Raw genomic sequence first — 26,071 nt, 5'->3', positions numbered from 1 at the left:
CCAAGGTTGTACACATTGGCTGCATGCTGCGCCTAGTCTGGCGAAATTTTGAGCAGCAGCGCGGCTCGCGTTTGAAGCGGGAGCAGACCCCTAACAGTAAAACTTAAAACAACGGTGCGATAGCAGTTTTTTACTTATTGATCCCTATCAAAATAATGCTGATAAGCGGGATTTAAATCAGCGCTTTTCCCGCTGTAGTTTATTTCTGTGGTCTTTTCCAGCCCCCGATATTGCGTTGTCTGCTGCGCGCTACGGCGAGTTCGCTTTCGGCGACGTTTTGGGTAATGACTGAACCGGCGGCGGTGGAGGCGTTTTTTTCCAGCGTAACCGGCGCAACCAGCGCCGTATTGGAGCCGATAAAGACGTTTTCGCCCATCAAGGTGCGGTGTTTGTGGGCACCGTCGTAGTTACAGGTGATGGTTCCGGCACCGATATTGCTGCGTGCGCCGATGTCGGCATCGCCTAAGTAGCTTAAGTGCCCGGCTTTGGCATCTTCGCCTAATACGGCGTTTTTGAGCTCGACAAAGTTGCCAACGTGCGCGCGGGCTTTTAATTGGCTGCCTGGCCTTAGTCTGGCAAACGGGCCGCAGCCTGCATTTTCACCCAGTTCTGCGCCGTCGAGATGGCTGTTTGCGAAAACTTTGGCGCCTTTGCGCAACAGGCTGTCTTTAATGATGCAGTTTGCGCCGATTTCGACCTCGTCTTCGATAACCACATGGCCTTCAAGGATGACATTGATGTCGATATAAATATCGCGGCCAGCCTCCACCGTGCCGCGCAGGTCAAAGCGCGCAGGGTCGGCGAGCGTGACCCCTTGTTTCATCAGACGGCGGGCGGCGCGGTATTGGTAGTGGCGCTCCAGTTCGGCAAGCTGGATACGGTCGTTCGCGCCTTGCACTTCCATCGGCTCTTGCGCTTTAACGGTGGCGATTTGTGCGCCGTCCGCTACGGCGAGCGCTATCACATCGGTCAAGTAATACTCGCCTTGCACATTGTCGTTGGACAGGCGCTTAAGCCAGTCTTCCAGAGGCGCAGTCGGCAGCGCGATAATGCCGCTGTTGCCTTCCTTGATGGCTTTTTGTGCGGGGCTTGCGTCTTTTTCTTCGACTATTGCCTTAACTTGTCCGGTTTCGCTGCGAATAATCCGCCCATAGCCGGTGGGGTTGGCAAGTTCTACCGTCAGCAGCGCCATTTGCTTATCGCTGACCTGCGAAAGTAACTGCTGCAAGGTATCCACTTCGATCATCGGCACATCGCCGTACAGCACCAGTGTTTTTTCGCCGCTTAAAAAAGGCAGCGCCTGCATCACGGCATGGCCGGTACCCAGTTGCTCCGGTTGAACAATAAAGTGCAGGTCTTTGGCTGCACAGGCAAGTTGCACTTGCTCTGCGGCGTGACCGGTTATCAGGTGGATGGCTTTGGGGTTAAGGGCGCGGGCGGTATCAATCACATGCGAAAGCATCGGCTTGCCCGCCAATGGGTGTAGCACTTTGGGGCGCTTGGAGCGCATGCGCGTACCTTGTCCGGCAGCAAGGATGACGATATCAAGGGGCATAACAAAGCCTTTTGTGCACAACAAAACGACGGATTTTAGACCAGGGTCTGTTCCCGCTTCAAACGCGAGCCGCGCTGCTGCTCAAAATTTCGCCAGACTAGGCGCAGCATGCAGCCAATGTGTACAACCTTGGCAAATGCTGCAACAACGTATGGCGAAATTTTGCGCGCAGCCCGAAGGGACGGGCCAGATTTTGCGCGCCGCTGCGTTACTCGTCGCTCATTTGCAATAGCAAACTTCGCTTCTCGCGCCTTGCCGCGCGCAAAATCTGGCTCCGTCGCGGCCACGTTTGAAACGGGAGCAGACCCTAAAAGACTCCGGCTTTCTTCCACGCCAGATACTGGCTGACCAAGCGTGGCCCCAGCTCTTGCGGGCGTGTGTCGAGCAGCGGCAGACCGTGCGCGGCAAGGCGTTGGTGCAGGCGGCTTCGCTGCGCTAGATGATCCATCGCGCCGCAGTAGCCCAGCGCGTCCTGCCAAGTCTGTACCGGCTTTTGTCTCAACTGGTCGAGCACTTCTTCACGCAGACTGGCGAGCAGCACGCGGTGGTGACGTGCGAGGCGGCGCATGGCGGGCAGCAGTTCGTCGTCATCTTCATCACGCAGATTGCTGGCGACTATGACCAGTGCGCGGCGGCGCTGGCGGGTAAGCAGCCAATCGGCGGCGGCAGAAAAATCCATCGGTTTCTGCGTGCTTTGCAGGTCGTAGAGCACGGCCAGCAGCGCCGATAGCTGGCTTTGCCCTTTAACCGGCGCGAGAAAGCGCGGCTGTTCGCAGGCAAAGGTGGCAAGGCCGACCGCATCGCCTTGACGCAATGCCACATAGGCCAGCAGCAGGCAGGCGTTGAGGGCGTGGTCAAAGTGCGCAAGGTCGCCATCTTGGCTGCGCATGCGCCTGCCGCAGTCGAGCAAAAAGATCACCTGCTGGTCGCGTTCGTCCTGATATTCACGGGCAATTGGGCTGCCTTTGCGCGCGGTCGCCTTCCAGTCGATTTGCCGCAGCGCGTCACCTTCGCGGAACTCGCGCAGTTGGTGGAACTCCAAGCCCAGCCCGCGCCTTGGCCGCAGACGCACGCCAAGCTGCCCCAGCCAGCGCTCAATGCCAATCAGCTGTGCGCCGTACAGGCGGGCAAAGTCCGGGTAGACGCGGGTTTGCCCGGCCACCTGCAAGCGACGGCGACTGTGCCAAAGGCGCATCGGGCTTGGCAGCAATACTTCGCAAATGGGTAAAGTAAAGTGGCCACGGTGCAGCGGACGCAGTCGGTAGCGGCATTGGCTAAGCTGCCCGGGACGCAGCGGCACAGACTGCGGCAAGTGTTGGGTGGCCATGCCCGGCGGCGTGTGGTCGAAGATTTGCAGCGTACCTTCTTGCTTAAGCGGGTGCTGTATCGCCAGTTGCACCTCGCTCCAACGTCCGAGCGCAAGCTGGCCGGGCAATTGGCGGGTAATTTTTGGTGACGACTGACGCAACAGGCGCAGTGCATCAACAGTGGCAATCAATGCCAGCGCCAATAGCCCCGCCCACCAAAGCGAATGCAGCCGTTCGGCTATCGCCAATCCCAACGCACTGGCGCTGCCCAGCCCAAGACCTAAGACAAGCAGGGCAGCAAGCCAATATAAGAGGGCGCGAGCGGGCTTGAGTGATTGTTTGGCAGCGTTCATAAATTCCCGATTCCCCAAGTGGCGCGGCAGTCTATCGCGCTTTATTGCTCGCGTCTGCCCGCATTGACCGCGCCCAAAATCAGCACCGCTTACGCCGAATTTGCCGCCACGGCCTAAGCCTGCCAATCCGGAAAGGACGTGAAAATACACAATGCTTAAGGCTTATCGCGGGCTTCTTCCCTATACTTCGCCCGATTTCCCCCTCTGAATAAGGATAATTCATCATGAGCTCTATCCGCCTGTTTGCACTGTTCGGGTTGTTTGCCACGGTTTTCTCTGCCTTTGCTGCGGATGTCAGTATTGCCGTCGGGCGCACCAATAAAACCAGCAATCTGTTTCGTTTAAGCAGCCAAACCGACTTGGGGTTTCGCTGGCTGGAAAATGCCAGCGGCCATTTGGGAGGCTATTGGGATACCACCTACAGCTACTGGCAAGGCCATAAATCATCCGCTCGCCACAGCCTGTCGACTTCGCCGGTGCTGGTTTATGAGTTTAACGGCGAGCGTTTTAAGCCCTATGTCGAAGGTGGCATTGGCGTTGCGCTATTTTCCGCCACGCGGGTGGAAGGCGAGCAATTGGGTACGGTCTTTCAGTTTGAAGACCGACTAGGCGCGGGCGTGCGCTTTGCTGGACAAGAAATCGGCGTGCGCCTTTGGCATTATTCCAACGGCGGGCTAAAAAGCCCCAACGACGGCATCAATGCCTACAGTCTGCACTACCGGTTTTCTTTTTAGGGTATCGCTGCCTTAAATCGGGCGCGTAAAATCGCCTGCTTTGAGGTTGGAAGCGGCCCGGCCATGTTTGCACTCTATATTTTGATTCCAGTCGCCCTGCTGATTGTCGCGGTGGTGATTTACCTGTTCTTCTGGGCGGTCGATAACGGCCAGTACGACGACCTCGAAAGCCCCGCTCACCGCATCCTGTTTGACGACGAAGACCCCAAGCACCAAGCCGCCGCCAAGCCAAACTCAGCGCCGGATAAACCCGATGCCTGAGCTGGCTACCAGCGTGCTGGCTGCGCTGGCGCTGGGACTGTTGGGCGGCGGACATTGCCTTGGCATGTGCGGCGGGCTGATGGGCGCATTTAGCCTTGGCATTGGAGCCAAACAAAAAAGCCGCAGGCTGCGCTTGCTGCTTGCCTGCAATCTGGGACGCGCGCTTAGCTACAGCGCCGCCGGTTTATTACTGGGTCTGCTTGGTGGCGCATTGGCAAACAGTCCAGCCCTCTTGGCACTGCGGCTGCTCGCCGCGCTGCTGCTGATAGGCATGGGGCTGTATCTGGCCGGTTGGTGGAGCTTTTTGCCAAGTATTGAGCGCTTGGGTGCGGGCTTATGGCAAGGTATCGCGCCATTAACCCGCCGTCTGCTGCCGATTAGCAGCGTGCCACGCGCCCTGCTGCTCGGCGCACTCTGGGGCTGGCTGCCCTGTGGACTGGTCTACAGCACCTTATTGTGGTCGGCAAGCCAAGGCAGCGCCGGCAAAAGCGCCCTGCTGATGCTCGCGTTCGCGCTCGGCACTTGGCCGGTTTTGCTGGTTACCGGCCTTGCCGCACAAAGGCTGACCGCACTGCTGCGCCGCGCCGGCATCCGCCGCGCCAGCGGGCTGCTGATCATCCTGTTTGGCCTATGGAGCCTGCCCGGCCCGCACCAGCACTGGCTGATGGGGCATTAGCCAATCAGCTGGTGCCGCTTGTTGCACAGCATCATGCCATTGGCGAGACGCCCATAAATCTGGCATTGGCAGGCGAGAGCAAGGCAAGATAGCGTCTGCCATTTGCCCAAGGAGTATTTGCCTGTGCCTGTCACCACGCCGAATGTTGACTTCCTCCCGGTCAGCAGCGCCGAACAAGCGGTAGAACGGCTGATTGAGCTGTATCAAGCTGCCGCCAATGCGTTGGCAACGGCGCTTAAGGGTTATGGCCGAGAGCGCCGTTTGCCAAGCGAGGCGCAGCGCAAGTGGTTTTATTACCCCGAACTGCGCTTGCGTTACCAAGGCCAAGACGAGGTTAAAAACACTGTGCGTGCTTGGGGCAAGGTTGAAGCGCCCGGGCTTTACCGTATGACGGTCGCCCAGCCGCTCGCCTTTCGCCGTTATTTGCTGGCGCAGCTTCGCCCGCTTTTGGAAGAATACGAGGTGCAGCTTGAGGTCGGCTTAAGCGGCCAAGCCATTCCTTACCCTTACGTGATTGAGCAGGGCGATGAGCTGTCAGGTGTTGGCGTAACGGCGGCGGAACTGGCGCGGGTATTTCCCAGTACCGATTTATCCGCCGCAACCGACTGCGTCGCCGATGGTTTGCACGATTGGGACGGACAAAATCCGCTGCCGCTTTCGCTGTTTGACGCACCTCGTGTCGATTTCTCGCTCAAACGCCTGCAACACTACACAGGCAGCGACTGGCGGCACGTGCAGCCGTGGATACTGCTCACCAACTACCACCGCTATGTCGATCAATTTATCGCCTTTGCCTTGGAGCAATTACAGCGCAATGGGCGTTTTGTCCGCTTGGTGTTGCCCGGTAACTTGCTGATTGAACGCGGCATGTCGGCAGACGAGGTACAGATGCGTATCGACAGCGTGCCTTGGCAGCGCTTCCAAATGCCGGCCTATCACCTTATCGCCGAAGATGGCGACGGCATCAGCTTGGTCAATATTGGCGTGGGGCCGTCCAATGCCAAAAACATCACCGACCATCTGGCGGTACTGCGCCCGCATTGTTGGCTGATGATTGGTCACTGCGGTGGCCTACGCCAATCGCAACAGATCGGCGACTACGTATTGGCACATGCTTATATGCGCCGCGACGGCATTCTCGACCGCGTTCTGCCGCCCTATATCCCGCTTCCGGCGCTGGCCGAAGTGCAGCAAGCGCTGGCCGAAGCGGCGGCTCTCGTCACCGGTGAGCGCGGCGAAGCACTGAAACGTCGCTTGCGTACCGGCACCGTGCTCACTTACGACGACCGCAACTGGGAACTGCGTTGGGCCGAGGAGCGCGCGCAAATCAACCTGTCGCGCGCGGTTGCGGTGGATATGGAAAGCGGCACCGTCGCCGCGCAAGGCTACCGGCTGCGCGTACCCTACGGCACCTTATTGTGCGTATCGGACAAACCCCTGCACAGCGAAATCAAACTGCCTGGCGCGGCCGATGCGTTTTATCAACGCGCCGTCGCCGAACACCTGCATATCGGCATTACCGCTTTGGATTTGCTGCGCAGCCAGCGCAGCAGCCTGCATTCACGCAAGCTGCGCAGCTTTGACGAACCGCCGTTTCGCTAAAGCCGAGAGGCTTAAATCAGCCCTTCGGCCTTCATCGCGGCCTGTACGGCAGGACGCGCCATTATCCGCTCACGCAAAGCAACCAAGTTTTTAAGGCCAGAAATATCGACCTCGACATACTGCGTCCAGCCACTGACCACAAACAGATAGACATCCGCGACCGAAAACTGCTCGCCACTTAACCAGGATTTGCCGGCAAGCTGCTCATCCACCCATTGCAGACGCTCCAGCACGCGTTGGCGCACCAGCGGCTTGTAATCCTCTGGCGTAGTCGGCCTAAACAACGGCCCTAAGCCTTGGTGCAGTTCGGTCGCAATAAAATTAAGCCAAGACTGCAACTGGTAACGCGCCATGCTGCCAGATGCCGGAATAAGCTGCTTTTGCGGCGCGAGGTCGGCCAGATACTGCACAATGACGGCTGTTTCGCGCAGGGTTTGGCCGCTGTCCGTGAGCAAAAACGGCACATAGCCCAAAGGATTGATGGAGTAATAATCGCTGCCGTCTTCAAGCTGGTGGGTTTTTGTGCTGACTTTAATAGTCTGTCCACAAAGACCGGCTTCCAGCAAAACGATATGCGGTGCCAATGAACAAGCACCCGGGCTGTAGTAGAGTTTCATGGCATTTCTCTCGCAAGGGAAAAGAGCCTCTTATCCTAGCGCAAAATCATCGGTATTTAATGCATATGCCCATCAGCCAAATTCCTGTTATTTATCAAGACGCACAGATCCTTTTGGTGAACAAGCCGACTAGGCTATTGTCCGTTCCGGGGCGCGCAGCCGATAACAAAGACTGCCTGATTACCCGTCTGCAACAAAACGGCTACCCCGAAGCGCGGATTGTCCATCGGCTGGACTATGAAACCTCTGGATTGTTGTTGCTGGCACGCGATGCAGACAGCCACCGCGAACTGTCGCGGCAGTTTCAAGAGCGCGAAACCGATAAAACCTACCAAGCGTTGTGCTTCGGGCAACTGGCTGAGGACTGCGGCAGTATCGACCTGCCGCTGCGCTACGATCCGCCGAATAAACCGCGGCATATCGTCTGTTATCAGCAGGGTAAATCCGCTTTAACCCACTTTCGCGTGCTTGAGCGCTGCGGCGCGTTTTGTCGGGTACAGCTCAAACCGGTTACGGGGCGCTCGCACCAACTGCGCGTACATATGCTGAGCTTGGGTCATCCTCTGCTGGGCGACACGCTCTACGCCGAAGGCGAGGCGCTCGCCGCCGCAGACCGTCTGTGCTTGCACGCCTGCGAGCTGGCTTTTAATCAACCACGGAGCGGCGAACGTTTGTGTTTTAGTTGCCCGCCTCCGTTTTAGCCTTAAGCACCATCAGCAGCGGCTCAGCCAAAACTTCGCGCCGCCAGCCGCAAAGGGAAGGCGGCAGTTGCCACGGACCGTCTGGGAAGCCACTTTGCAGCAAATCCTGCAACACTTTTTTGCGCAGCAGTAATTCAGCGGCTATATCCAGACGCTGTGCTTGTTGCCCTGCCACTTCACGCAGTATTTGCAGCAGTTTTTTGGCCGAAGGCGGCAGCGGAGCGGGCAGCGGAAGCGGCCATTGTTCTGGCGGCAATGCAGCGGCTTGTTTAATCAGGGCAAGCAAGGTTTGCCCATCACGGCGAACCGTTTGCGCGTCGATACCTTCAATACGCGACAGCGCAGCAAGGCTCTTTGGCGCAAAGCAGGCCAATGGGTAAAGGGCGCTTTCGTGCACTATCCAGCCCTTTGGACGATCCCGCTCGCGGGCGGTTTGCTCGCGCCAAGCACAGATGGCGCGCAGTACGGCCAGTTGCTGCGCGGATAATTTCCACGCCAGTTTGACCGACTGCCAAGCCAGTTCCGGCGCGGGCGGCGGGCAGAGTGCGCTCGTCATCTGTGCGCCATCTTCCAGCAGCCATGCCATTTTTTGCGCAGACAACAGCGGATGCAGCACTTGATAAAGCCGCGCCAGATGCAGCACATCTTCCGCTGCGTACTGCGTTTGTGCGGGGGATAACGGACGCTGGCACCAATTGGAACGGGTTTCCCCTTTGGGTAGCGTGACGCCCAGTGTTTTTTCCACTAAAGCGGAATAACCCAAACTGGCACCCCAATTTAAAAACGCCGCCGCCAATTGGCTGTCAAACAAAGGCGCAGGCAGAGCGCCACAGATGCGGCTAAAAACCTCCAAATCCTCGCCTGCGGCATGCAGCACTTTCAGGATATTTGGATTTTTAAGTAAATCGGCAAACGGCTGCCAAGCGTCAATGGGTAGCGGGTCAATCAGCCAAGCACTTTGCCCATCACTGACTTGTATCAGCCCGACTTTGGCATAAAAGGTATTAACCCGCACAAATTCGGTATCGAGCGCGATAAATTCAAGTTGCTGCCAATATTCGCATTGCTGCGCCAAATCGGCATTGTTAATAATCCAATGGGTTTTAATAGTCACGGTATTTAATGATCGCCTTTATTTGATTGTCATAAACCCATTTAAATAAAACATCCGCAAGGCGCGGCTTTACTCAAGAGGGAGCGCAATTATTGCCCGATACAAGGCAAGCAGGCAAAAAGAAAGGGTGTGCAGTACGCACGGCCTTGGCTAAACCTAGGGCTGTTTCCGTTAACAACCCCTGGAAGCCGCTTGTGCGTTGGCGACGCTAAAGGCGCAAGCTATGGCGAGAGGCGTATGTTCTTCCCTATATAACTACAGGCAATGATTGAGTGTTGAGACATTCCTGCCTTGCTTTTCAGCTTGGGTATAATGCTGATTTTCCCTGTGCTGACAATCCCTTCATGAGCAAGAAACTCTATATTGAAACCCACGGTTGCCAGATGAACGTCTATGACAGTTCGCGCATGGTCGATTTACTGGGTGAAGCAGGCGCCATGGAGGTGACGGAAAACCCCGCCGAAGCCGATGTGATTTTGCTCAATACCTGCTCCATTCGGGAAAAAGCGCAAGACAAGGTGTTCTCGCAATTAGGCCGCTGGCGTGAGTTAAAGCAGGCTAATCCGGCTTTGGTCATTGGCGTGGGCGGCTGTGTGGCGAGCCAGGAAGGCGCGGCCATTCGCAACCGTGCGCCCTATGTGGATATGGTCTTTGGCCCGCAAACGCTGCACCGCCTGCCTGAAATGCTCGATGCCGTGCGCCGCACACAAATCCCGCAAGTGGATATTTCCTTTCCGGAAATCGAAAAATTTGACCGCCTGCCCGAACCGCGCATTGAAGGGCCCACGGCTTATGTCGCGGTGATGGAAGGGTGCAGTAAATACTGCACCTTTTGCGTGGTGCCCTATACGCGCGGCGAGGAAATCAGCCGCCCGCTCGCTGACGTGCTGGCAGAGGTCACTCATCTGGCGGAAAACGGCGTGGCTGAGGTGACGCTCTTGGGGCAAAACGTCAACGGTTATCTGGATGAAGTGGCAGGTTGCGATTTTGCCGCGTTATTACGCGAAATTGCCGCTATCGATGGCATTGAGCGCATTCGTTACACCACCAGCCATCCGCTGGCGTTTTCCGATGCGCTGATTGCGGCGCACGCCGAGCTGCCGCAACTGGCGCGCTTTGTGCACCTCCCGGTGCAGTCCGGTTCAGACCGCATTCTGGCGGCAATGAAGCGCGGGCACAGTGCGCTGGAGTACAAATCCCGATTGCGCAAACTTAAAGCGGCGGTGCCCGGTATTTGTATCAGTTCGGATTTTATTGTCGGCTTTCCCGGCGAGACCGAGCAGGATTTTGCGCAAACGCTGAAACTTGCCGAAGACATCGGCTTTGATTTTTCCTACTCCTTTATCTATAGCGCCCGCCCCGGCACACCGGCTGCGGATTTGCCGGACGACACGCCAGCGGAAGTTAAAAAAGAGCGCCTTGGGCGTTTGCAGGAACTATTAAACCACCAAGGCTTTGCCATCAGCCGGAAAATGGTCGGCAGCCATCAGCGCATTTTGGTGACGGACTATTCCAAGCGTGACCCGGGCATGCTAACCGGTCGTACCGAGAACAACCGCATCGTCAATTTCCGCAGCGACAACCCGCGGCTGATTGGCCGCTTTGTTGAGGTGCGCATTAGTGATGCGCTGCCGCATTCGTTGCGAGGGGAGTTGCTGCAAGCTTAAAGCAAACCCGCACGACTTTGCAGCAGTGCGGGTTTTGTTTCTAGCGCGAAGCGGCGGCTTCTTCGGCCATCACCGACATGGCTTGGACTATCGCCTGTTTGCGGCGTTTTTCTGCACGGCGGGTGAGGTACCAAGCGAGGAAGGTAAACAGCGAGACCACCAGAATAATCAAGCTGGCAATCGCGTTGATGGAGGGTTTCACACCAAGGCGCACTTGCGAGAATATCTCAATCGGCATGGTGGTTGCGCCGGGACCTGTGACAAAGCTCGCCAGCACCAGGTCATCCAGCGACAGCGCAAACGCCATCATGCCGCCAGCGGCCAAGGACGGTGCAATCATCGGGATGGTAATCAAGAAAAATACCTTCCAAGGTTTTGCGCCCAAATCCATGGCGGCCTCTTCGATGGATAAATCCAGCTCGCGCAGCCTTGCCGATACTACTACTGCGACATAGGCGCTGCAAAAGGTGGTATGGGCAATCCAGATGGTCAGCATGCCGCGTTCGGCAAACCAGCCGGTTAATTTGGCAATGGCGACGAACAGCAACAGCAGAGAAAGGCCGGTAATTACTTCGGGCATAACCAGTGGCGCTGTCACCATACCGCCAAACAGAGTACGGCCTTTAAAGCGCGGAATGCGCGTTAACGCAAAGGCGGATAAAGTGCCTAGCACCACGGCGGCGAGCGAGGTATAAAAAGCAATGCGCAAGGATAATAAAACCCCGTTAATCAGTTGCTTTTCTTCCAACAGGCCGACATACCAGGAAACCGACCAACCCGCCCAAACGGTGACCAGTTTGGAGGCGTTAAACGAGTAGATCACCAGAATAACCAGCGGCGCGTAGATAAAAATCAGGCCAATCCATAAGGTGCCGCGGCAAAAACGCAGCACGCTTTGTTCGCCTTTAAACAGGCGCTCAAAGAGCCGCCAAGGCAGGGATAACAGCGTGTTCATAGTTTGCCCTCCATTGCTTTGGCTTGGTTACGGTTAAAGAACAGGATGGGCACAATCAATATCAGCAGCATAATCACGGCGAGTGCCGAAGCCGCTGGCCAGTCGCGGTTGTTAAAGAACTCCTGCCAGAGCACTTTACCAATCATCAAGGTGCCGGGGCCGCCGAGCAGTTCAGGGATAACAAACTCGCCCACCGCCGGAATAAATACCAGCATGCAGCCCGCAATAATGCCGTTTTTGGATAGCGGCACGGTAATCTTCCAGAAGTTGTTAAAGGCGCTGGAGCCTAAATCCGATGCCGCCTCCAACAAACTTTGGTCGTGTTTAACCAGGTTGGCATATAAAGGCATGACCATAAACGGCATATAGGCGTAAACAATGCCGATATAAACCGCGGTGTCGGTATTTAAAATCAGCAACGGGCTGTCAATAATCCCGATGCTTTGCAGCAGGTTATTGAGTAGCCCATTATTGCTTAAGATGCCCATCCAGGCGTAAACGCGGATTAACAGCGCCGTCCAGGTGGGCATCATGATCAGCAGCAGCAAAGTAATTTGTTTTTCTTTGGGCGCACGGGCTATGGCGTAGGCCATTGGATAGCCAATCAGCAGGCAAAGCAGTGTGCTGATGGTGGCTATTTTGAGCGAACCCAAATAAGCGTAAAAGTACAGGCTGTCTTCGGTCAGTCTGATATAGCTTTCGGTATTTAAAATAATGGAGAGTTTGTTTTCAGCCCATTCGTAAATCTCGCTATAAGGCGGAATGGCAAGCTGCGGCTCAGCCAAACTGATTTTAAATACAATTAAAAACGGTAGTAAAAAGAACAGAAACAGCCAGAAAAAGGGGACGCCTATCACCAAATGCCGCCCATTGGGCGCGCGTTTTTTAAGGCTTGCCAGAATATTCATTTGCGCAGTGCCACCCCGCTGTCGTTCTCCCAGAAGACAAACACCGAGTCGCCCCAGGTCGGCCGCGTGCCGCGCCGTTCGGCGTTGGCGACAAAGGATTGCACCACCGCGCCGCTCGGCAATTTGACGTGGAATACCGAATGCCCGCCAAGATAAGCAATATCGTGTACCGTGCCGCGCGACCAGTTGTAGTCGTCTTTTGGCTGTTCGGTGGTGACCAGAAGTTTTTCCGGGCGGATGGCGTAGGTAATGCTTTTATCCACCGCCGAAGTGCTCACGCCGTGGCCGACATAGATATGGCGCTCCAGCACCGGGCAGTCAATCAGCGCGTGGTCTTCGGCGTCTTCAATGATTTGCCCTTCAAACAGGTTGACCCCGCCGATAAATTCGCAAACCAGGCGGTTAATCGGGGTTTCGTAGATGTCTACTGGGCTTCCGGTTTGTTCAATCACGCCAAGGTGCATGATGGCAATGCGCTGCGCCATGGTCATGGCTTCTTCTTGGTCATGGGTGACCATTACGCAGGTTACGCCGACGCGCTCGATGATTTCCACCAGTTCAAGCTGCATCTGTGCGCGCAGTTTTTTGTCCAGTGCGCCCATCGGTTCATCCAACAGCAGCAGTTTGGGACTTTTGGCGAGTGAACGGGCGAGCGCGACGCGCTGGCGCTGGCCGCCCGACAGTTGGTGCGGCTTGCGCCTTGCGTATTCGCTCATGCGCACCAGTTTGAGCAGTTCGCTAACCCGCTGGTTGATTTCATCTTTGGGCAGGTGGTCTTGTTTTAAGCCAAAGGCAATGTTTTGTTCGACCGACATATGCGGAAACAACGCATAAGACTGGAACATCATATTGATCGGGCGCTGGTAAGGCGGCATTTGCGTGATGTCCTGTCCGTCCAGCCAAATGCGGCCATCGCTGGGGCGCTCGAAACCGGCAAGCATGCGCAGCAAGGTGGATTTGCCGGAACCTGAACCGCCCAGCAGGGCGAAAATCTCGCCTTTGTAGATATTGAGGGAAACATCATCGACCGCCAGCGTTTCATCGAACTTTTTGCTGACGCGGTCGATTTTGACCAGCACGTCTTTTTCCTGTGTGTTGCTTGGTCCATTTTGCGGTTTACTCAGGATGGGATTGTCTGCGGCTGACGCCATATTGTTACTCCAGAGAGAGGTTTATTTACCGGATTTAATACGTGTCCAACTGCGCGTCATCGCGCGGATGATGTTTTGCGGCAGTTCGACCGATACATAGGTGTTATCCAGCACGGCTTGAGACGGATAGACCCCGGGATTTTCTACAACATCCTCATCCATAAACTCACGGGCGGCCGGATTGGGGTTGGCATAACCCACGTAATCGCTGATTTGGGCGACAACCTCAGGGTCTAATACGTAGTTGATAAAGGCGTGTGCGGCTTTGGCATTAGGTGCATCCACTGGAATGGCCATGACATCAAACCAGAGCGCTGCGCCGTCTTTGGGGATGGCGTAGTGCACGTCAATGTCGTTACCCGCCTCACTGGCGCGGTCAGCCGCCTGCATCACATCGCCGGAAAAACCGGCAGCAATGCAGATATTGCCATTGGCTAAATCGGTGATATAGCGCGAGGAATGAAAGTAAGTGACGTGCTTGCTGATTTGGATAAATTTTTCTTCGGCTTTTTTGTAATCATCGAGATTGGTGCTATTGGGGTCAAAACCCAGATAGGCGAGCATGGCCGGCATCATTTCATCGGGGGAGTCGAGTAGAGCGACCCCGCATTGGCTTAATTTTTCGATATTTTCCGGCTCAAACAGCACATTCCACGAGTCAATCTGATCAATACCGAGCGCGGCTTTGACCTTTTCCGGGTTATAGCCAATACCATTGGTACCCCAAAGATAAGGCACCAGGTATTGATTGCCCGGGTCGCTCGATTCGAGGCGCTTGATCAGCAGCGGGTCGAGGTTTTTCCAATTGGGCAGCAGGCTTTTGTCGATTTTTTGGAATACGCCTGCCTTGATTTGCCGTCCGGCAAAGTGGCTGGTCGGCACTACAAGGTCATAGCCGGTGCGGCCAGAGAGCAGCTTGCCCTCCAAGGTTTCGCCGCTGTCAAAGGTGTCATAAACCGGCTTGATGCCGGTGGCTTCCTGGAAGTCGGCTAATGTGGTTTCGCCAATATAGTCGCTCCAGTTATAGATATTGACCTTTTCCTGTGCACTGGCTGTGCTGGCGAGTGCCAGTGCCAGCAGTGCTGCGGACAGGGATTGTTTCCAGGGAATAGTCATGATTGCGCTGACCTCTTGTTTTAGCGGCGATACCCCGAGATGGTTTATGACGTTTGCCCGTTTTGGGCGAAGTCAATGGTTTTCATTATAGCGGTGCAGACGGTTAAAGCCGGTTAATCGGCAAAAAAACAGACGCCTTCAGCAAGCGATAAAGGCGTCTGTATGGCTTTTATCGGCCGGATTTAATTTTGGTCCAGCTACGGGTCATGGTGCGCAGTGCGCTATCCGGATAATCGGAGCGGATGGTGTAAATCTTCGCCATGATTTCTGCCGGCGGGTAGGTGCCCGGATCGTTGCGGATGGCTTCATCGACAAACTCGGTCGCCTTGGTGTTGATATTGGAGAAGAACACCGCGTTGGTGTTGGCCGCTGCAATTTCAGGTTTCAAGTTGAAGTTAATCCAGGCGTGCGCGGCATCCTTGTGCGGTGCATCGGCGGGGATGGCGAGTACGTCATAGAAAGCACCGGAGCCTTCTTTGGGCACGTTGTACTCGATTTTAACCTTGCCGCCTGCTTCTTCGGCGCGTTCACGGGCAATGGCAATATCACCGGAGTAGGCGGTCGCCATCACACAGAGGTTGCCGTCAGCGATGTCATTGATATAGCGGGAAGAGTGAAAGTAAGTAATGTACGGGCGGATTTTCAGCAGCAGATCTTCGGCGGCTTGCAGTTCTTTTTTGTCGATGCTGTGCGGGTTAAAGCCCAAATAATGCAGTGCGGCAGGCAGCACTTCGGTCGGCGAATCGAGGAAGGCGACACCGCATTTGAGTTTCTCGATGTTCTCAACCTTAAACACTAAATCCCAAGAGTTGACCGGGGCATTGTCGCCCAAGGCGGCTTTGACCAAATCAGGGTTGTAACCAATGCCCAGCGTGCCCCACATATAGGGTGCGCCGTATTGGTTGCCTTCATCGTCCGAGCCGCCAAAGAGTTTCAGCATGGCCGGGTCCTGGTTGTCCCAGTTGGGGATTTTGCTTTTATCGAGCTTGGTGTAGATACCCGCCTTGACCTGCCGCGCATAAAAGGAGTTGGACGGCACCACGACGTCATAGCCGGACTTGCCCGCAAAGAGTTTCGCCTCCAGGGCTTCGTTGCTGTCGTAGGTGTCGTAGGTGACTTTAATGCCGGTTTCTTTTTCAAATTGGGCGACCGTGCCTTCAGGGCCTTCGGCGATATAGTCGGACCAACTGTAAACGTGCAGGTCTTGGGCTTGCGCTGCGGTAGTCATCAGACCGGCTACGGACAGTGCAAGCAAGGTTTTGCCAAATACTTTCATGGGATAAAACTCCTTGGGTTCTGGATTGGCGGACAGACTAGCCCTCGCTTCGGTGAGCGAGGGCAGAGGGCAAAGTGTGGCATAGCGTCACAGTAAAAGTGGCAGCTTTTTTGTTGGGTATCAGCAGTTTTTTTATGGCGGGTGGCTTGTTTTTTAAGCGTTACCTGCCGGTTTTGATTTTGCTCCAACTACGGTTCATCAGGCGCAGCACATTATCGGGATAATCCGGTATGGCGTAGATTTTTGCCATTACCTCTTTGGGTGGGTAGACGCTGGGATCATCGCGGATGGCAGCATCTTCCAGTGGGTGCGCGGCCAAGTTGATATTGGGAAAAAACGTCTGGTTGCTGATGTCGGCCATGATTTCAGGCTGCAACAGAAAGTTAATCCAGGCGTGCGCGGCCTCGATATTGGCGGCATCGGCGGGAATGGCCATCAAATCGGCAAAAGCGCCGGCACCTTCTTTGGGAATGTTGTAAGCGACTTTAATGCCGCTGCCCGCTTCCTCGGCGCGTACTTTTGATTGCCAGACATCGCCGGAATAGGCAACCGCCAGGCACAGGTTGCCGTTGGCAAGGTCTTCGATATAGCGAGAAGAATGGAAGTAGGTGACATAGGGGCGGATTTTGGCAAGCAGCGCTTCGGCTTGCGCAAGCGATTGGGCATTGGTATTGACCGGGTCATGCCCTAAATAATGCAGGGCAATCGGCAGGGTTTCGGTCGCCGAATCGAGCACCGATACGCCACATTTGCTTAGTTTTTCGATATTTTCCGTTTTAAACAGTAAATCCCAGGAATCAACCGGCGCGTTTTCGCCAAGCGCTTTTTTAACGCTGTCTGGATTAAAACCAAGGCCGATGGTGCCCCATAAATAGGGCATGCCGTATTGGTTGCCGGTATCGCCTGCATCGGCAAACAGCTTGAGCATCACCGGGTCTTGATTGCTCCAGTTGGGCAGTTTGCTTTTATCGAGTTTGGCGTAAACCCCGGCTTTAATCTGCCGCGCAAAAAAGGAGTTGGACGGCGAGACGATGTCATAGCCGGATTTACCCGCAAAGAGTTTGGCCTCCAGCACTTCATTGCTGTCGAGCAGGTCGTAGACCACGCGGATGCCGCTTTGCTGTTCAAAGCGCTCGACGGTACCCGGTGCAATCGCGCCGGTCCAGTTATAGACATGCAATACACTTTCCTGTGCAACAACGGTTGTCGCTGCGCAGGAAAGGGACAGCGCGAGAAAGAGCCTAGCCAAGGTTTTCATGATGCTTAACTCCATTGCCATTTTGCTTGCGGCCTGCCTATCGGCAGGCCGCAAGCAAATAGTTTAAGCGCCTAGTTGTTTTTGCGTTAAATCCAGGCAGAGCGTTGCTTTTTCTACCAGCTCGTCAACTTCCGTTTTGCTGATGACGAGAGGCGGCGCAATAATCATGGTATCGCCGACCGCTCGCATCACCAGCCCATTGTTAAAGCAGTGCTCGCGGCACATCATGCCGACCGCTTGGGCTTCGGGATAACGTGTGCGGCTGGCTTTATCCTTGACCAATTCAATCGCCCCCAAAAGACCCACGCCACGCACTTCGCCGACCAAAGGATGGGCGCACAGTTCGCGCAGCCGCTTTTGGAAATAGGGCGCGGTTTGCGTTTTGACCGTTTCGACGATGTTTTCTTCGCGCAAAATACGGATGTTTTCCAGCGCCACGGCCGCGGCAACTGGATGGCCGGAGTAGGTAAAGCCGTGGTTAAAGTCGCCGACTTCTTTGATTTGTTGGTAAACCTTGTCACTTACCACTAAGCCGCCCATCGGCACATAGCCGCTGGTGAGCCCCTTGGCGATGGTCATCAAATCCGGCTGATTGCCGTAGTAGTCGCTGCCGAACCATTCGCCGGTACGGCCAAAGCCGCAGATGACTTCATCGGCGACAAACAGGATGTCGTATTTCGCCAAAATCTCGCGGATGCGCGGCCAGTAGCTCGCAGGTGGCACAATCACGCCGCCCGCGCCCTGGATGGGTTCGGCGATAAACGCGGCGATTTTGTTTTCGCCAAGTGCCTGGATTTTTTTCTCTAATTCATCGGCCACCTGGATGCCAAAGGTTTCTTCATCCAGATCACCGCCTTCGGCAAACCAGTAAGGCTGCGCGATATGCACAATGCCCGGGATGGGCAGGCCACCTTGTTCGTGCATCGGCTTCATGCCGCCCAGGCTCGCGCCCGCCACGGTCGAGCCGTGGTAGGCATTTTTGCGGCTGATGATGATTTGTTTTTCAGGCATGCCTTTGCTGGCCCAATAGTGGCGCACCAAGCGCAGCATGGTGTCGTTGCCTTCCGAGCCGCCGCCGGTAAAGAACAGGTGGTTCAGGTTGCCCGGGGTGATTTCGGCAATCGTGCGCGCCAGTTCCAACACCGGCGGGTGCGCCGTTTTAAAGAAGGTGTTGTAAAACGGCAGTTCGCGCATTTGGCGGCTGGCGGCTTCGACCAGTTCTTCACGACCATAACCTAATGCGGTGCACCAAAGGCCGGCCATGCCGTCGAGGATTTTCTGCCCTTCGCTGTCCCAAAGGTAAACACCCTTGGCTTTGGTGATAATGCGCGGGCGCAAATCCTTGTAGTCGCTAAAAGGCGCTAAATGGTGTTTTTGGCTGATGTCTTGCCATGCTTTGGTTTGTGGATTGACGCTACTCATAACCATCCTTTTATTGTGCGAAAGCCTAAGGCTTTCAATGTGAGCCTGTTTTTGTTGGGTACAGGCGGGGCCCTTGCCTTAAGTGTTCTAGACCGACAGCAACAAAAACTCGCGTTCCCACGAGCTGATCACGCGCTTAAAGTTTTCGTGCTCGGTACGTTTGACCGCAACATAGCCGCGCATAAAGCTCTCACCCAGGTATTGTTGCGCGTCCTTGCAGGCTTCCATCCGCTCCAGCGCGCTTTCAATGGTCACCGGCAGGCGCAGATTGCGCCGTTCATAGCCGCGCCCTTTAACCGGTGCACTCGGCGGCACGTTGCCCACCATGCCCATATAGCCGCAGAGCAAAGTAGCGGCGAGCACCAAATAGGGGTTGGCATCGGCACCGGCAAGGCGGTTTTCCACACGGCGGTTTTGTGGATTGGACTCCGGCACGCGCAAGCCGACGGTGCGGTTTTCCACGCCCCATTCGACATTGACTGGCGCTGAGGTATCCGGCAAAAAGCGGCGGAACGAATTGACGTTGGGCGCAAACAGCGGCAGCAGCTCGGGGATGTACTTTTGCATGCCACCGATATAGTGCAAAAACAGCTCACTCATACTGCCATCATCAGCCGAGAAGATATTTTTGCCGGTTTTGACCTCAATCACGCTCTGGTGAATGTGCATGGCACTGCCCGGCTCATCGGTAATCGGCTTGGCCATAAAAGTGGCCGTTACGTCATGTTTGAGCGCCGCCTCGCGCATGGTGCGCTTGAACACCAAAATCTGGTCGGCCAGATGCAGCGCATCACCGTGACGGAAGTTGATTTCCATCTGCGCCGGACCTTCTTCGTGAATCAGCGTATCGAGGTTTAAGTTTTGCAGTTCGCACCAGTCGTACATGTCTTCAAACAACGGGTCGAACTCGTTAGCGGCATCGATGGAAAAACTCTGCCTGCCGGTTTCCGGCCTGCCTGAGCGGCCGACCGGCGCGACCAGCGGGAAGTCCGGGTCATTGCAGCGTTTGGTTAGGTAAAACTCCATTTCCGGCGCAACAATCGGCTGCCAGCCTTTTTGGTGGTACAGCGCGAGGACTTTTTTCAGGATATTGCGCGGCGACAGGTCGATCGGCTTGCCTTGCTTGTCAAAGCTGTCATGGATGACCATCGCGGTAGGTTCGAGCGCCCAGGGCACCAGAAATATCGCGTTCTCGTCCGGGCGGCAGAACATGTCAATGTCCGCCTCGTCCAACAGATCAAAGTAAATGTCATCCTCGACATAGTCACCGGTGACGGTTTGCAGCAGCACGCTTTCCGGCAGCCGCATGCCTTTTTCTTCGAGGAACTTATTGGTCGGTGAAATCTTGCCGCGGGCAATGCCGGTCAAGTCGCTGATCAGGCATTCGACCTCAGTGATTTTGCGTTCTTTAAGCCAGGCGCTGAGTTTATCGAGTGAGGCTTTCATGACCTGCTCCTGAAAAACCGCTCAGCAGTGGGGAGAAGGGATAATCGGGAATTGCCAAAACTAATACATGGCAGAAGAGCCATAGGGCACCAAATGCTTGTTATCGCTGTAATGAGTGGGCTGACGAGCTTACTCCGGCTGGATTTTTTGCGCAACACAGGGCATTTCGCTACGGATTGTTTGATGGGCAGGCAGATAGGCTATCCTAATGTTTTTTGGGGCGGGGGGAAGCATGCGCCAGCGTTTGCTTGATTCGGTGGAGTTTTGGCGCTTCCTCTGCCAGCGCTTCTCGGTAGACCGTGCGCCGCAAAGTGCCGCATCGCTGACCTTTACCACGCTCTTTGCGGTGGTGCCGCTACTGACGGTGACCTTTGTCATGCTTTCAGCGATTCCGGCGTTGCAGGGTGTGGGTGAGCAAATCCAGCGTTTTATTCTGGAAAACTTTCTGCCGGATTCCGGCGACGTCGTGCATGAACACTTAACCGCCTTTACCACGCAAGCGCGGCAACTGACTTGGATAGGCGTATTGTTTCTGTTGGCGACCGCTTACACCATGCTGGTTTCGGTGGAAAAAGCCTTTAACCATATCTGGCGGGTGCGCCAGCCACGGCGCGGTGTGGCGCGTTTCTTACTGTATTGGGCGGTGCTCTCGCTGGGGCCTTTGCTGCTGGGTGCGGGTTTTGTCGCCAGCACCTATGTCACTTCGTTATCACTTTTGTCCGGGCCAGGTACGTTAATGGGTGCCAAGCCGTTGCTGCATGTGACGCCGATACTATCCTGCGTTGCCGCTTTTACCCTGTTTTATGCGGTGGTGCCCAATACCCGTGTGCCACTGCGTTATGCGTTGGTCGGAGGATTATTCGCAGCGGCGTTATTTGAGGTTGCCAAGGCGCTGTTTGGTTTTTATGTGCGCCTGTTTCCGGGCTATCAATTGATTTACGGCGCATTCGCCACCGTGCCTTTGTTTTTGCTGTGGATTTACCTGTCTTGGCTGATTGTGCTGTTCGGCGCGGAACTGGTGTGCAATCTGCCCAGTTCGCAGCGCTGGCGAAAGCGCAAACTGCCGCGCTTTATCGTGCTGCTTGGCGTGTTACGGCAGTTTTATCTGGCACAACAAAGCGGCGAGCGGCTGTCGCTGCGCAAATTACGCGCCCGTGGCTGGCCGTTGCCGGAAGATGAGTGGGATGAGCTGCTCGATTTTCTTGAAGGCGCCCGCTTGGTCTGCCCGGCCAACAATGGCGGCTGGCTGCTCTGCCGCGACCTTAATCAATACCGCATGGAGCAACTGCTCGAACGCTTGCCCTGGCCGCTGCCGAGTGCCGCGCAGTTGCCGAAAGACTTTGACGAGCCTTGGTATCCTTCCTTAAAAAAAGCACTGGAAGCCTTAACGGCGCAGCGTAGTGAATTATTTAGTAACAATCTTGCCCACTGGTTGCAAGCCAGTTAGTCCTCTTTTGCGTTCAGCTTTAATTTTTTCGCTCGCGTTATCCGCCTCATCTTAATCAGTTGTTGTATTTGATTTGTATCCTTGTCATTGGAGTGATGCCTGTGTCTACAAGTACCCCGTTGATTGAAATCAGCCATTTGTACAAAGGTTATAAAAGCGGTGATAACAACACGCTGGTGCTAAATGATGTCAAGTTCAGCTTGCCTGCGGGCAGCATGGCGGTTATTCGCGGCATGTCTGGCTCGGGTAAAACCACTTTATTAAATGTGCTGGGCGGGCTGGACCGTGCGGACAGCGGGCAAATCCGCGTCGGCGAATGGTATTTGGAGCAAATGGACAATGCCGCGCTCGGCCATTACCGCGCCCGTGATGTGGGTTTTATCTTCCAGTTCCACAACCTTATTCCCACCTTGACCGTGCTGGAAAACCTGCTCACCAGTATTGAGCCGGTGCGTCATCCAAACGCTGAAGACAAAGAGCTGGCGATGGATTATCTGGAAAAAGTCGGCCTCGCCGCCTTTGCCATGCGTTTTCCGGCGCGGCTGTCCGGCGGGCAGCAGCAGCGCGTGGCCATTGCCCGTGCACTGCTTAAAGAACCCAAGCTGATTTTGGCCGACGAGCCGACCGGCAGTCTGGATGAAGATACTGGCCTGCAAGTGATTGCACTGCTTCAGCAGATGCAGCGGCAAAAAAACGTGACCTTGGTGATCGTCACGCACAACCCGGATTTAAGCCAATATGCCGATAGCAACTACGAAATGCGTGCAGGTCGCCTGCAAGCGAGTCACGCATGAGCAGCCTGTCGCGTCATGTGTTGCGCTCGACCTGGAGCATCCGCTGGCGACTGCTGGTTATCGCGACCATTTGCGCGGCGACCTTTGGCGTAGTGGCTGGGGCTTATTCGTCCATCAAGAGCCTGTTCGATACCGTTGAATCCATCCAAGTGGCCTCCAGCATGGCCGATTTAGAGCTGATTATCAGTATCGAAGATGCCAACAATTTGCCCGATTTCAGCGACCTTCCGGGACTTGCCTCGTTTCATCAACGGCTGATGACCCCTGGGCTGCTGCCGCTTACCGGCGGTGCAAAACCGGCGGCGCTGTTGGTTAGCGCCAAGGCTGCCGATTTTTCCCAAATCAATAGGCTTACCCTGTTGCAGGGGCGCCTGCCAAAAGCAGGCGAGCAGGGCTCTGTGGCTATCGAGCGCAATTGCGCCAAGTACCATCGCCTCGCGCCGGGCGATACCGTGACCTACAAAGCGGGAGCGGCGAGCTACCCGTTTGAAGTGGTGGGTGTGGTGCAAAGCCCTGAATATCTGGTCGCCCCGTTTAACGCCGCCGCCTATGTACCGGGCAACGGCTCGCTCTGTGTGCTCTATGCCGACATCGGCTTGATGCAGGAACGCTTAGGCTTTGCCGCGCTAAACAGCCTGTTGTTCCAGGTGCAAGCGGGCACTGACAGCGAGCGCTTTCGCCAAGAGGCGATTAACCGTGCACAAACCCGTGTGGCGGTGGATTACGCACTGCCGCGCCAAGAGCAGTTCAGTCAGAAGTTTTTGGAGCTTAACCTCAATACGTTCAAAATCTTCCTGCCCACGGTAGTGGCGATTTTTCTGCTGTCGGCAACCTTGGTGGTGTTCTTTTTGATGCTGCAATGGGTGCGTGAAGAGCAGGCGTTGATTGCCATGTTCCTGACCTTGGGCTATGCCAGACGGCAAGTGTTGTTTGCCTACAGCCTGCCGGTCTGGTTGCTGCTCGCGGTGGCGCTATTGATGGGGCTTGGCTTTGCCGTGATGAACATGAACGCCTTTGGCCTTAATTACGCAGATTCAGTCGGCATGCCGCCACCTGAGCTGCTGCTAAAGCCGCGTTATTTGCTGGCCGCGCTGGTCGCCTTGCTGCTGATTATCCTGGTCGGCATCGGCCTGCCTTTGCGCAGCGTGTTGCAAATCACGCCGATGGATGCGCTTCGCGAGCAAGGCAGCTCGCGCGAAAGTCCGCTGGCGCTCAAATTGGTGGGCATGACGCGCGGCTTGGGCGGGCCGTTTTGGTTTCGCTACGCGGTACGCAGCCTGCTGCGCAACTGGCGTATCAGTGCCATTACTACGGTGGCGATGGCGGCGAGTGTCGGTATCACCATTGCTTTTTATGTCTCGATGACCTCCATCGTGCAGACCTCCATCAACAACGTTCAGCACGACCGTTGGAGCCAAGTGGTGGTACTGGATGCGCCTTGGTGGGATGAGGATATGGAGAAGCTTTCGCAAGCCGTCCCCGGCGGGCGCTGGCTGCCTTTTGTTCGTGGCGGGCTGCAACTGCGTTCCGCCAGCGGGCTGGATAACGTACTGTTGCTGGGCTTTGACCCATCCGAACAGGTGCGAACGCTGCGTATCACCGATGGTCGATTGCTGCGCGAAGGTGATCAAGAGGCGCTGATTCTCGACAGCAAACTGGCCGAAAAGCGCCATATCAAGGTGGGCGATACCGTGGGTCTTAGAACGCGCGCGCAGGATTACCAAGCAACGGTAGTCGGGCTGTTTTCCGCCAGCACTCCGGGCGAGGCGCTGGTGCCGATTGGCTTTGCGCAGACCATGCTGGAGCGGCAAAACCAATTTACCGGAGTGTGGCTGGTCGAAGAGCCGAATACGCCGCCGCTGGATGTCAGCCCGCTGTACCAAGTGCCGGGTGTGGTGACGGTCACCTCCAAGCAGGAGATCATCAGGGCGATCTTGCAAATGAGCGAGCACATCTACGTCATCGTCCATATCAGCGCGATGACCAGTATCTTTGTGGCGATTTTGTTTGCCATCACCAGCATGAGCTTTGCCATTACCGGGCGCAGCGGCGAATATGGCATTTTGCGGATTTTGGGTTTTCGCGGTGCCAGCGTCGGCTCGCTGATTTATGCCGAAACGCTGATACTCGCCTTTGCCGCCGCCTTGCTTGCGGTGCCGCTGGGCTTTGCACTCGCTTCGGTACTGAATCAGCGTCTGGGCAGCGTCTGGTTCGAGATTGACACCCTGCCCACGCTTTGGGATTACCTGCGGGTATTGGTGCCCGCGCTGCTGTTTATCCCGCTGGCCGCACTGCCCGCTGTGCGCAAAGTGCTGCGCAGCGAGCCTGTCGACACGTTAAAAATGAGGAATTTTGGATGATGACGCGGACATTACTGAACCGCTTGGGTGCGGGTGTTTTGCTGCTCGCCACGATGTTTTCTGCCCAAGCGGACACCGCCAACGCGGCGCTCGATTTAATGCGCCAATCGGAACAGCGCCTTAAAGGCAATGACAGCCAGAGCCACTACCGCATGGAACTGATTGACGGCAACGGCGAGGTTAAAGTCACCCGCGAGATGACCCGCCTCGAAAAACGCATGGAAGACCGCACCGCCACCCTGGTGCGCTTTACCGCTCCCGAATCGGTGAAAAACGTAGGGTTATTGATTGAAGACAAGGGCGAGGCGGTGAATGACGTGTGGTCCTACACCCCGTCAACGCGCACATTGCGGCGCATGGCGGGCGGGCAAAAGCAAAACTGGTTTATGGGCACCGACTTTACCTACGAGGATTTTGAAGACTACAAAATCGGCCGCTACGATTACGCCCTGCTGGGCGATCCCGCGCCCTGCTTGATTTATCCCGCCTGCCAAGCGGTAGAAGCGCGTCCGCGCACGGATGAAAGCAACGTTTCTGCCTATTTGCGCAAGGTCTACTACCTAGAGATGGAAACCCTCTACCCGGTACAGATTGACTATCGCGATAAGAACGACGAACTGGTCAAGCAGTTAAAAGCCGAAGGGTTGCACGATGTGAACGGCTTTACCCGCCCCACCGTGCAGACCATGTTCAATCTGCGCGACAACAAAAGCACGCGCATGACCACCACCAGTGAACAGGTAGGTCAAGGGGTTACAGACAACCAAGTCAGCCAGCGGGCGCTGCGTACCGAACGCTGACGGAGACGGGTATGTACAAAAAACTGCTAACTCTGTGTCTGGCTAGCGCCGCACCGCTGGCTTTTGCACTGGACTACAACACCAGCGCACTGCTGGGCACCCGCCAAGCACTTGACCGCAAGGGGCATCTGGCGCTGTCCGAATACTCACTGCATTTGGGTGCCCATCTGTACAGCGACTCGCCTTGGCGCTTTAAAGCACTTGGGCGGGCGCTCGCCGAATACAAACTAGGCGAGCGCTTTGAGCGTATCGAGGCGCGTGAACTGTTTGTCGCCTACGATGGAGAAAGCTGCGCCCATACCTTGGGCGTGCAGCAAGTGGTTTGGGGGGTGGCCGACCGCCTGCGCATCCTCGATACCATCCATGCCTTCGACCTGCGCGAAGGCTTATTTGGCGACTACGTGCAGCAGCGCCGCCCGCTCGCCATGCTCAACACGGAATGTCAAATCAGCCCCGACCAAAACCTGCAACTGCTGCTGGTGCCGCAACATAAGAAGCATCTGCTGCCCGCGGCGGACGGCCGCTTTGCCTTCTACGATGCCGATATTCCT

The 26,071-nt window shown here is 55.8% G+C and carries 23 protein-coding genes and 1 pseudogene; 12 read left to right on the top strand and 12 right to left on the bottom strand.

Translation table 11 applies throughout. The annotated features are described in order from the left end of the window. Positions 1-199 precede the first annotated feature (199 nt). Both glmU and AXE65_RS03850 read right to left on the bottom strand, forming a co-directional pair. Positions 200-1,555: a bifunctional UDP-N-acetylglucosamine diphosphorylase/glucosamine-1-phosphate N-acetyltransferase GlmU gene (gene glmU / locus AXE65_RS03855; protein ID WP_068388358.1), complete on the bottom strand. Its 1,356-nt coding sequence runs from the start codon at positions 1,553-1,555 to the stop codon at positions 200-202. A 307-nt stretch (positions 1,556-1,862) separates the two neighbouring features. Beyond that, positions 1,863-3,215, bottom strand: coding sequence for a DUF58 domain-containing protein (locus AXE65_RS03850; RefSeq protein ID WP_068388355.1), 1,353 nt, complete (start codon positions 3,213-3,215; stop codon positions 1,863-1,865). Between AXE65_RS03850 and AXE65_RS14265 the strand changes: the two genes are divergently transcribed. The 5 genes from AXE65_RS14265 (at position 3,198) to amn (ending at position 6,488) form a co-directional block, all read left to right on the top strand. Then, positions 3,198-3,332 (top strand): hypothetical protein, encoded by a 135-nt coding sequence (locus AXE65_RS14265; RefSeq protein ID WP_275574853.1) that lies wholly within the window; start codon positions 3,198-3,200, stop codon positions 3,330-3,332. The genes AXE65_RS03850 and AXE65_RS14265 overlap by 18 nt on opposite strands. A 107-nt stretch (positions 3,333-3,439) precedes the next feature. Next, positions 3,440-3,949: an acyloxyacyl hydrolase gene (locus tag AXE65_RS03845; protein ID WP_068388352.1), complete on the top strand. Its 510-nt coding sequence runs from the start codon at positions 3,440-3,442 to the stop codon at positions 3,947-3,949. A 63-nt stretch (positions 3,950-4,012) separates the two neighbouring features. After that, positions 4,013-4,210, top strand: coding sequence for a cbb3-type cytochrome oxidase assembly protein CcoS (gene ccoS / locus AXE65_RS03840; RefSeq protein WP_068388349.1), 198 nt, complete (start codon positions 4,013-4,015; stop codon positions 4,208-4,210). After that, complete coding sequence (locus AXE65_RS03835; RefSeq protein WP_068388347.1) at positions 4,203-4,886, top strand: sulfite exporter TauE/SafE family protein; 684 nt, start codon at positions 4,203-4,205, stop codon at positions 4,884-4,886. Before ccoS ends, AXE65_RS03835 begins: the two co-directional genes overlap by 8 nt. A gap of 123 nt (positions 4,887-5,009) precedes the next feature. Further along, a complete protein-coding gene (amn, locus tag AXE65_RS03830; protein WP_068388344.1) occupies positions 5,010-6,488 on the top strand; it encodes an AMP nucleosidase in 1,479 nt (492 codons plus the stop codon). An 11-nt stretch (positions 6,489-6,499) separates the two neighbouring features. Here amn and gstA read toward each other — a convergent pair whose 3' ends face one another. Beyond that, positions 6,500-7,105 (bottom strand): glutathione transferase GstA, encoded by a 606-nt coding sequence (gene gstA / locus AXE65_RS03825; protein ID WP_068388341.1) that lies wholly within the window; start codon positions 7,103-7,105, stop codon positions 6,500-6,502. Between the two features lie 65 nt (positions 7,106-7,170). Between gstA and AXE65_RS03820 the strand changes: the two genes are divergently transcribed. Beyond that, positions 7,171-7,806, top strand: coding sequence for an RluA family pseudouridine synthase (locus tag AXE65_RS03820; protein ID WP_068388368.1), 636 nt, complete (start codon positions 7,171-7,173; stop codon positions 7,804-7,806). Here AXE65_RS03820 and rnd read toward each other — a convergent pair. Beyond that, on the bottom strand, positions 7,784-8,920 hold the full coding sequence (rnd, locus tag AXE65_RS03815) for a ribonuclease D (protein ID WP_068388338.1): 1,137 nt from the start codon (positions 8,918-8,920) through the stop codon (positions 7,784-7,786). The two genes, AXE65_RS03820 and rnd, sit on opposite strands and share 23 nt — an antisense overlap. Positions 8,921-9,264: 344 nt before the next feature. Here rnd and miaB point away from each other — a divergent pair, with 344 nt between their 5' ends. Continuing rightward, positions 9,265-10,587: a tRNA (N6-isopentenyl adenosine(37)-C2)-methylthiotransferase MiaB gene (miaB, locus tag AXE65_RS03810; RefSeq protein WP_068388335.1), complete on the top strand. Its 1,323-nt coding sequence runs from the start codon at positions 9,265-9,267 to the stop codon at positions 10,585-10,587. A 40-nt stretch (positions 10,588-10,627) separates the two neighbouring features. Here the strand turns inward: miaB and AXE65_RS03805 are convergent, their stop codons facing one another. The 8 genes from AXE65_RS03805 to AXE65_RS03770 all read right to left on the bottom strand — a co-directional run bounded on the left by AXE65_RS03805 (position 10,628) and on the right by AXE65_RS03770 (position 20,119). Beyond that, on the bottom strand, positions 10,628-11,542 hold the full coding sequence (locus AXE65_RS03805; RefSeq protein WP_079214030.1) for an ABC transporter permease subunit: 915 nt from the start codon (positions 11,540-11,542) through the stop codon (positions 10,628-10,630). Next, positions 11,539-12,450, bottom strand: coding sequence for an ABC transporter permease subunit (locus tag AXE65_RS03800; RefSeq protein ID WP_068388332.1), 912 nt, complete (start codon positions 12,448-12,450; stop codon positions 11,539-11,541). Before AXE65_RS03800 ends, AXE65_RS03805 begins: the two co-directional genes overlap by 4 nt. Beyond that, complete coding sequence (gene potA / locus AXE65_RS03795; RefSeq protein WP_068388329.1) at positions 12,447-13,601, bottom strand: polyamine ABC transporter ATP-binding protein; 1,155 nt, start codon at positions 13,599-13,601, stop codon at positions 12,447-12,449. The genes AXE65_RS03800 and potA overlap by 4 nt, the downstream gene beginning before the upstream one ends. A gap of 21 nt (positions 13,602-13,622) precedes the next feature. After that, positions 13,623-14,717, bottom strand: a complete 1,095-nt coding sequence (locus AXE65_RS03790) for a polyamine ABC transporter substrate-binding protein (protein ID WP_068388326.1) — start codon at positions 14,715-14,717, stop codon at positions 13,623-13,625. A gap of 169 nt (positions 14,718-14,886) precedes the next feature. Beyond that, complete coding sequence (locus AXE65_RS03785; protein ID WP_068388323.1) at positions 14,887-15,993, bottom strand: polyamine ABC transporter substrate-binding protein; 1,107 nt, start codon at positions 15,991-15,993, stop codon at positions 14,887-14,889. Positions 15,994-16,153: 160 nt separating this feature from the next. Further along, positions 16,154-17,251: a polyamine ABC transporter substrate-binding protein gene (locus AXE65_RS03780; protein ID WP_068388320.1), complete on the bottom strand. Its 1,098-nt coding sequence runs from the start codon at positions 17,249-17,251 to the stop codon at positions 16,154-16,156. A gap of 63 nt (positions 17,252-17,314) precedes the next feature. Beyond that, positions 17,315-18,673: an aspartate aminotransferase family protein gene (locus AXE65_RS03775; protein ID WP_068388317.1), complete on the bottom strand. Its 1,359-nt coding sequence runs from the start codon at positions 18,671-18,673 to the stop codon at positions 17,315-17,317. Between the two features lie 87 nt (positions 18,674-18,760). After that, positions 18,761-20,119: a glutamine synthetase family protein gene (locus AXE65_RS03770; protein WP_068388314.1), complete on the bottom strand. Its 1,359-nt coding sequence runs from the start codon at positions 20,117-20,119 to the stop codon at positions 18,761-18,763. 232 nt (positions 20,120-20,351) lie between these two features. Here AXE65_RS03770 and AXE65_RS03765 point away from each other — a divergent pair, with 232 nt between their 5' ends. The 5 genes and pseudogenes from AXE65_RS03765 to AXE65_RS03745 form a co-directional block, all read left to right on the top strand. Then, on the top strand, positions 20,352-21,566 hold the full coding sequence (locus AXE65_RS03765) for a YihY family inner membrane protein (RefSeq protein ID WP_068388361.1): 1,215 nt from the start codon (positions 20,352-20,354) through the stop codon (positions 21,564-21,566). A gap of 101 nt (positions 21,567-21,667) precedes the next feature. Beyond that, positions 21,668-22,360, top strand: coding sequence for an ABC transporter ATP-binding protein (locus tag AXE65_RS03760; protein WP_160330588.1), 693 nt, complete (start codon positions 21,668-21,670; stop codon positions 22,358-22,360). Further along, positions 22,357-24,720: an ABC transporter permease gene (locus AXE65_RS03755; RefSeq protein ID WP_068388309.1), complete on the top strand. Its 2,364-nt coding sequence runs from the start codon at positions 22,357-22,359 to the stop codon at positions 24,718-24,720. Before AXE65_RS03760 ends, AXE65_RS03755 begins: the two co-directional genes overlap by 4 nt. After that, a complete protein-coding gene (locus tag AXE65_RS03750; RefSeq protein ID WP_068388306.1) occupies positions 24,717-25,520 on the top strand; it encodes an outer membrane lipoprotein-sorting protein in 804 nt (267 codons plus the stop codon). The genes AXE65_RS03755 and AXE65_RS03750 overlap by 4 nt, the downstream gene beginning before the upstream one ends. An 11-nt stretch (positions 25,521-25,531) precedes the next feature. Then, positions 25,532-26,071, top strand: a pseudogene (locus AXE65_RS03745) (hypothetical protein); the annotation flags it as partial.

This window comes from Ventosimonas gracilis, assembly GCF_001580025.1.
In the GTDB taxonomy this organism is placed as follows: domain Bacteria; phylum Pseudomonadota; class Gammaproteobacteria; order Pseudomonadales; family Pseudomonadaceae; genus Ventosimonas; species Ventosimonas gracilis.
Note: the sequence above shows the minus strand (reverse complement) of the source record. Positions and strands in the feature narration are given on the sequence as shown.